Origin of the sequence: Mesorhizobium sp. M7A.F.Ca.ET.027.03.2.1, assembly GCF_003999175.1 — a bacterium.
Classification (GTDB): Bacteria; Pseudomonadota; Alphaproteobacteria; order Rhizobiales; family Rhizobiaceae; genus Mesorhizobium.
On the sequence record NZ_RZOM01000281.1, the window covers coordinates 1 to 6,226 of the forward strand.

Genomic DNA, 6,226 nt, shown 5'->3' on the forward strand with positions numbered 1-6,226 from the left:
ATGTCATAGCGGGCGCGCACGGCAGCCGCGTGAAAGGCCTGATAGGGCATCATCAGCGCATGCGCCGCATAACGGCCAAGTTCGAAGCGGGCCAGGCGGCGCGCCTCGTCGGTGCTCAGCTTGAGCGCCTGGATCTCGCCGGCGACCGCGACCGTCATGCGGATCAGGCAGGCCTCCATCGCGACTTCGCGCAACTGGTCGAACGGCGACAGGCGTTCGGACAGGAACAGGCGCTGCGAATGACGATCATAACGGCGGCGCCAGTTAGGCATGGTGGCGACCGGCAGCACCTTGACGACGATGCCATATTCTCGCTTCAGCCAGGCCTTCAGCGCGCCGAACAGATCGTCGCCGGGATCGAGCACCGAGGTGAACGCCGCGGCCTCCTCCTCGAGGGCAGCGAAATGGTTCGGCCGGCGCTCGAGAATCTCGTGCACCTCGTCGATCGGCAGGGGGGCGCCGGAAAGCGCCGTCGCCCGACCTTCGCGCGCCAACAGTTCGTTGAGGTCGGACAGGCGCTCGGCCTGCTCGCGATAGGCGCGGAACAGTTTTATCACCGCCGCAGACGCGTTGGGCGCGGCCTCGGCAAGCTCGATCAGTTCCTGATCACCCGGCAACTCGCCGACCAGCAGGGGATCGGTGAACACTTCCTTCAAGGCAGCGACAGATCCCCTCGCCTCGCCCTGCAGCTCGTGTGGATCGACCTTGTAGACGGAGGCCAGTCTGAGGATCAGCTGCACCGTCAGCGGCCGCTGGTTGCGCTCGATCAGATTGAGATAGGACGGTGAAATGCCGAGGCCCTCGGCCATCGCCGTCTGGGTCAGGCCCTTGGCATTGCGGATGCGGCGGATGCGCGGCCCGGCGAAGATCTTCTGGTCAGCCACGGACTGTCCTTTACAGCAATTTACAAGAACTTTCTGGGCTCTGGCCTTTTACAATAATGACAAATTTACAACGCACCTCTGTCAAACGCAACACAGGTTTTCTCTTATATTCCGTCGGCTCCCCGGATTTTTGTGGCTGATTTCGCGCAGAAATGTAAATCCAGTCATACCCAACGACCCCAAATTCTCGACGCCTTGAGACAGTTCAGCAATTCCTCGGAGTGACCAATGACTGATTTTTACAACCTCGTCCCATCGGCCCCGGAAGGTCGTTTCGACGGTATCGAACGGCCCTACTCCGCGGCGGATGTGAAGCGTCTGCGCGGTTCGGTGCAGATCCGTCAGAGCCTCGCCGAAATGGGTGCCAACCGGCTGTGGAAGCTCATCCATGAGGAGGACTTCGTCAACGCGCTCGGTGCCATGTCCGGCAATCAGGCGATGCAGCAGGTGCGCGCCGGACTGAAAGCGATCTACCTGTCGGGCTGGCAGGTTGCCGCCGACGCCAACACGGCTGGCGCGATGTATCCGGACCAGTCGCTCTATCCGGCCAATGCAGCGCCCGAACTGGTCAAGCGCATCAACCGGACGCTGCAGCGCGCCGACCAGATCGAAACGTCCGAAGGCAACGGGCTTTCCGTCGAGACATGGTTCGCGCCGATCGTCGCCGACGCGGAAGCCGGTTTCGGCGGACCGCTCAACGCCTTCGAAATCATGAAGGCCTTCATCGAGGCGGGCGCCGCCGGCGTCCATTATGAGGACCAGTTGGCGTCGGAAAAGAAATGCGGCCATCTCGGCGGCAAGGTGCTGATCCCGACCGCGGCGCACATCCGCAACCTCAACGCCGCGCGCCTGGCGGCGGACGTGATGGGCACGCCGACCCTGGTCGTCGCGCGCACCGATGCGGAAGCCGCCAAGCTGCTCACCTCCGACATCGACGAACGCGACCAGCCTTTCGTCGACTACGACGCCGGGCGCACGGTGGAAGGCTTCTACCATGTCAGGAACGGCATCGAGCCCTGCATCGCCCGCGCCATCGCCTATGCGCCTTACGCGGATCTGATCTGGTGCGAGACCTCGAAGCCGGACCTGACGCAGGCCAGGAAATTCGCCGAGGGCGTGCGCAAGCATCATCCCGACAAGCTGCTCGCCTACAATTGCTCGCCCTCGTTCAACTGGAAGAAGAACCTCGACGACGCGACGATCGCCAGGTTCCAGAAGGAGCTCGGCGCGATGGGCTACAAGTTCCAGTTCATCACGCTCGCCGGCTTCCACCAGCTCAACTACGGCATGTTCGAACTGGCGCGCGGCTACAAGGCGCGGCAGATGGCGGCCTATTCCGAGTTGCAGGAAGCGGAGTTCGCGGCCGAGGCCGATGGCTACACCGCGACCAAACATCAGCGCGAAGTCGGCACCGGCTATTTCGACGCCGTGTCGATGGCGATCACCGGCGGCCAGTCATCGACCACCGCCATGCATGAATCGACCGAGCACGCGCAGTTCAAACCGGCCGCGGAATAGCGAGCAGCAAAGTACAGAGGAAACGCCCAACAGGGCTGGGAACACAGGAGAAGACCAATGGCATCGATAAGCCGCGTCAAGGAACGCGCCGAGGAACAGTCGACGACGATGAGTGTCGACCAGCAGGCGACGATCCGCATGCTGGCCAACGACCTGCACCGCCTCAACCAGTCGGTGATGAAGGCGGTCGAGGCGGGCGTCTCGGTGGAACTCGTGCGCTCGGCACGACATCACGGCGGCGACGGCAACTGGGGCGATCTGCTGATCCCGGTTATCGTCACGCAGCAGAGCCACGGCTGACTGAAATCCATGCAACCGACCCTTCACCTGCGCAGCCCCTGCGCAGGTGAATTTTCTCTTTATGAAATCCACGTGTGGACAGTTGAGTACAGTAGCGTTGCTTGAAATTCACTGCTCCCGGCGATGATTTCGGGCACTTTTATTTCAACTTGACACAGGCTACGATCTCACGCCAATTGCGCTCCGGATTCAACTCTGCATTGAAATAGGGGCGAGCTTCTTGGCCGACTTGTGTGCCCGGTGAATCGCGAAGGCGAGACTCCAAGACATCCGAATCTGGTGACCCGCGACTCAACCACCGAGGCGATCCGCGATCCGTCGCAGGTGCTTGTCGTCGGGAAATCGCCCATCAATCGCGTGGTGATTTCAAAGATCGTCGAGCGATCCGGGCTCAAGCCGATTTCGGAATCTCCCGACACGGCGGCAAGGATCTTGCGGTCGCTCATTCCCGGTGTGGTTGTCCTTGACGGCGGCGCCGACAACAAGGACTGCGACAATCTGATGTCCAGCATCGACGCGTTGCGCCGCGCCTCGGGCAAATCGCTGCCACCGGTAATCCTGCTGTCAACCAAGAACGGCACGACGGAAAGTCTGGGCCTGTCTGGTATCATCGACGTGGTGGTCGCCAAGCCGATCACGCCCGAACGGTTGCAACCGGTGATCGATCGCCTGATCGGCCGCTAGAGCAGCCAGAAAAAGTGCGCGGAGTTTCCGTCCGGGAATCAGAAAACAAACAGCTGGATCCTGTGATCAACCTGCATTCACGATGCTTTCGATCAGTCCGGGCAGTTGTCCGAGATCGGATATCTGGCGGTATCTCGTTTCAGCCACCGGCGCCTCGACATGCTCCAGCACCCAGGTCAGTTCATGCGGCACGTGGACGCCCCAACCGCCGGCCTCGATGGCCGGCACCACGTCCGACTTCAGCGAGTTGCCGACCATCATGCTTTTCGCGGCACCATCGCCGTGGCGGCTGAAGATCCTGCTATAGGTGGCGGCATTCTTGTCGCTGACGATCTCGACCGCGTCGAACAGATCGCCAAGGCCAGAGCCAGCCAGCTTGCGCTCCTGATCGAAGAGGTCGCCCTTGGTGATCAGCACGAGGCGGAATGCGCCGGCAAGCTTTTCGACCGTCTCGCGGGCATGCGGCAAGGCCTCGATCGGATGGTTCAGCATTTCGCGGCCGGCATCGAGAATCTCCGCTATGACCGAAGCCGGCACGCGGCCTTGCGTGACCTCGATCGCCGTCTCGATCATCGACAGGGTAAATCCCTTGATGCCGAAGCCATAGACGGCGAGGTTGCGCCTTTCGGCCTCCAGCAATCGTGCCGAGATATGCTCGGCTTCGCCATGGTCGACGAGCATGGCGGCAAAGCGCTTTTCCGTCAGCCGGAAGAACTGCTCGTTCTGCCACAGCGTGTCGTCGGCATCGAATCCGATCGTCGTCAGTTTGCCGTTGGGCCGCATTCAATTTCTCGATTAAGATTTGGGAGCCTCGGTTGAAGTGGGACGGCCGAAACTAAGCCGATTGGCGTGATTTTCAACCGCGCCGGCCAATGCCCGACGCGGCTCCCCTTCCCTTCCATAGGAGGGCACGGCTATACTCCACAATCCGCAACCCAATCTGGTGAATGATGCCGCCTGCAAAAAAGGAAGTCCGTCCGTCGAGCCGCGGAGGACGCGCCCGCACGCCTGCCTTCGTGAAAAACCAACGAGGCGTCAAGAACTGGAAGGAAGTCAGCGCCTGGCTGGAGTGGCGCGGCATCGAGGACATCGAGTGCATCACGCCCGATCAAGCAGGCGTTGCGCGTGGCAAAATGATGCCATCGAAGAAATTCACCTCCAACACCTCGCTGGCGCTGCCGTCGGCAGTCTTCATGACGACGATTTCCGGCGGCTACCCCGAGGATGGCAACGGCTTCCACTATCCGGAAGACGACGGCGACCTCAAACTGATGCCGGACCTGTCGACGCTGACGGTGGTGCCCTGGGAAGAAGACCCGACGGCCGCGGTCATCTGCGATCTCGTCCACCAGGACGGACGCTCGGTCGAGTTCACGCCGCGCAACGTGTTGAAGCGTGTGGTGGCTGCCTATGACAAGCTCGGCCTGAAGCCAGTGGTGGCGCCCGAGATCGAGTTCTACCTGGTGCGCAAGAATCCCGATCCGGACTATCCGCTGACCCCGCCTGTCGGCCGGTCGGGACGCGCGATCGGCGGCGGCGCCGGCTATTCGATCGCCGGCGTCAACGAATTCGACGAACTGATCGACGACATCTACCATTTCTCCGAAAGCCAGGGCCTGGAGATCGATACGCTGATCCACGAGGAGGGCGCCGGGCAGTTGGAGATCAACCTGCGCCACGGCGACCCGATCGAACTGGCCGACCAGGTGTTCATGTTCAAGCGCACCATTCGCGAGGCAGCACTCAAGCACGAGATCTATGCCACCTTCATGGCCAAACCGATCCAGGGGCAACCCGGCTCCGCCATGCACATCCATCAGTCGATCATCGACAAGAAGACCGGACGGAACATCTTTTCGGCCGCTGACGGCTCGGAAACCGACGACTTTTTCCACTTCATCGGCGGCATGCAGAAGCATGTGCCGAACGCACTTGTGATGTTCGCGCCCTATGTCAATTCTTACCGCCGGCTGACGCAGGCGGCGTCGGCGCCGGTCAACAACAAATGGGGCTATGACAACCGCACCACGGCGTTTCGTGTGCCGCGCTCGGATCCCGCGGCGCGGCGCGTCGAAAACCGCATCCCGTCCTCCGATGCCAACCCCTATCTGGCGCTGGCGGCATCGCTTGCCTGCGGGCTGATCGGCATCACCAACAAGATCAAGGCCGAGCCTCCCGTGCTGACCACAGCCAATGCCGACGAAATCGACCTGCCGCGCGGCCTGCTCGAAGCCGTCGACCTGTTCGAGGGCGACGAGGAACTCTGCGCGCATCTGGGCAAGTCCTTCGCCGCCACCTATGCGGCGATCAAGCGGGCGGAGTTCGAGACCTTCATGGAAGTGATCAGCCCGTGGGAGCGGGAGTATTTGTTGCTGAATGTGTAGGGAATAGGGGAATAGGGCAGTAGGGCAGTAGGGGAGTAGGGGAGTAGGGGAGTAGGGGAGTAGGGACGGATGACCGAAAAAACAGGGTCCTACAAGGACTTGCTTGTTTGGGAGCAGGCGGTGGATCTTGCGGTGGCGGTCTACAGTGCTACTAAATCCTGGCCCAAAGAAGAACTTTATGGGCTGACCAGCCAAGTGCGGCGCTCTGCAACGTCGGTGCCGGCAAACATAGCCGATGGGTATGGCAGGGAAATTCGAGGCTCCTATCTGCAATTTCTCCGTATTGCCCAAGGATCATTGAAGGAGCTGGAAACTCAGCTTCTGATTGCTGAACGTATTGGCATCGCGCCGAAAGCGACGTCCGGCCCATTGTTGGCGAGTACCGAAAGTGTGGGAAAGCTTCTTCGGCTTCTCATCCGTAAACTTGCAGCCGAATAGCCTCCCCTACTCCCCTAC

The 6,226-nt window shown here is 61.1% G+C and carries 7 protein-coding genes; 5 read left to right on the top strand and 2 right to left on the bottom strand.

Going from position 1 to position 6,226, the window contains the following annotated elements; genetic code table 11:
* Positions 1–884, bottom strand: an 884-nt coding sequence (locus tag EN750_RS14475) for a helix-turn-helix transcriptional regulator (RefSeq protein WP_145967651.1), incomplete at its 3' end; no start/stop codon positions are given.
* A gap of 228 nt (positions 885–1,112) precedes the next feature.
* Between EN750_RS14475 and aceA the strand changes: the two genes are divergently transcribed.
* The 3 genes from aceA to EN750_RS14490 all read left to right on the top strand — a co-directional run bounded on the left by aceA (position 1,113) and on the right by EN750_RS14490 (position 3,386).
* Positions 1,113–2,402, top strand: a complete 1,290-nt coding sequence (gene aceA / locus EN750_RS14480; RefSeq protein ID WP_127268366.1) for an isocitrate lyase — start codon at positions 1,113–1,115, stop codon at positions 2,400–2,402.
* A gap of 57 nt (positions 2,403–2,459) precedes the next feature.
* The gene (locus EN750_RS14485; RefSeq protein ID WP_006202762.1) at positions 2,460–2,702 is read left to right on the top strand and encodes a hypothetical protein; all 243 of its coding nucleotides are present in this window, start codon (positions 2,460–2,462) and stop codon (positions 2,700–2,702) included.
* A gap of 276 nt (positions 2,703–2,978) precedes the next feature.
* Positions 2,979–3,386 carry a response regulator gene (locus EN750_RS14490; RefSeq protein WP_245482708.1) on the top strand — a complete coding sequence of 136 codons (408 nt, stop codon included), beginning with the start codon at positions 2,979–2,981 and terminating at the stop codon, positions 3,384–3,386.
* A 66-nt stretch (positions 3,387–3,452) separates the two neighbouring features.
* On the opposite strand, the gene EN750_RS14495 is transcribed toward EN750_RS14490, so the two are convergent.
* Positions 3,453–4,169 (bottom strand): HAD family hydrolase, encoded by a 717-nt coding sequence (locus tag EN750_RS14495; protein ID WP_127272725.1) that lies wholly within the window; start codon positions 4,167–4,169, stop codon positions 3,453–3,455.
* 164 nt (positions 4,170–4,333) lie between these two features.
* On the opposite strand from EN750_RS14495, the gene EN750_RS14500 reads away from it, so the two are divergent.
* The gene (locus EN750_RS14500; protein ID WP_164749124.1) at positions 4,334–5,770 is read left to right on the top strand and encodes a glutamine synthetase family protein; all 1,437 of its coding nucleotides are present in this window, start codon (positions 4,334–4,336) and stop codon (positions 5,768–5,770) included.
* Positions 5,771–5,839: 69 nt separating this feature from the next.
* The gene (locus tag EN750_RS14505) at positions 5,840–6,208 is read left to right on the top strand and encodes a four helix bundle protein (protein WP_127396817.1); all 369 of its coding nucleotides are present in this window, start codon (positions 5,840–5,842) and stop codon (positions 6,206–6,208) included.
* Positions 6,209–6,226: the final 18 nt, after the last annotated feature.

What these genes read in the sequence shown, in the direction of transcription:
- EN750_RS14495 (WP_127272725.1), bottom strand. Translation starts at nt 4,169, where the DNA reads ATGCGGCCCAACGGCAAACTGACGACGATCGGATTCGATGCCGACGAC.
- EN750_RS14505 (WP_127396817.1), top strand. Translation starts at nt 5,840, where the DNA reads ATGACCGAAAAAACAGGGTCCTACAAGGACTTGCTTGTTTGGGAGCAG.
- aceA (WP_127268366.1), top strand. Translation starts at nt 1,113, where the DNA reads ATGACTGATTTTTACAACCTCGTCCCATCGGCCCCGGAAGGTCGTTTC.
- EN750_RS14500 (WP_164749124.1), top strand. Translation starts at nt 4,334, where the DNA reads ATGATGCCGCCTGCAAAAAAGGAAGTCCGTCCGTCGAGCCGCGGAGGA.
- EN750_RS14485 (WP_006202762.1), top strand. Translation starts at nt 2,460, where the DNA reads ATGGCATCGATAAGCCGCGTCAAGGAACGCGCCGAGGAACAGTCGACG.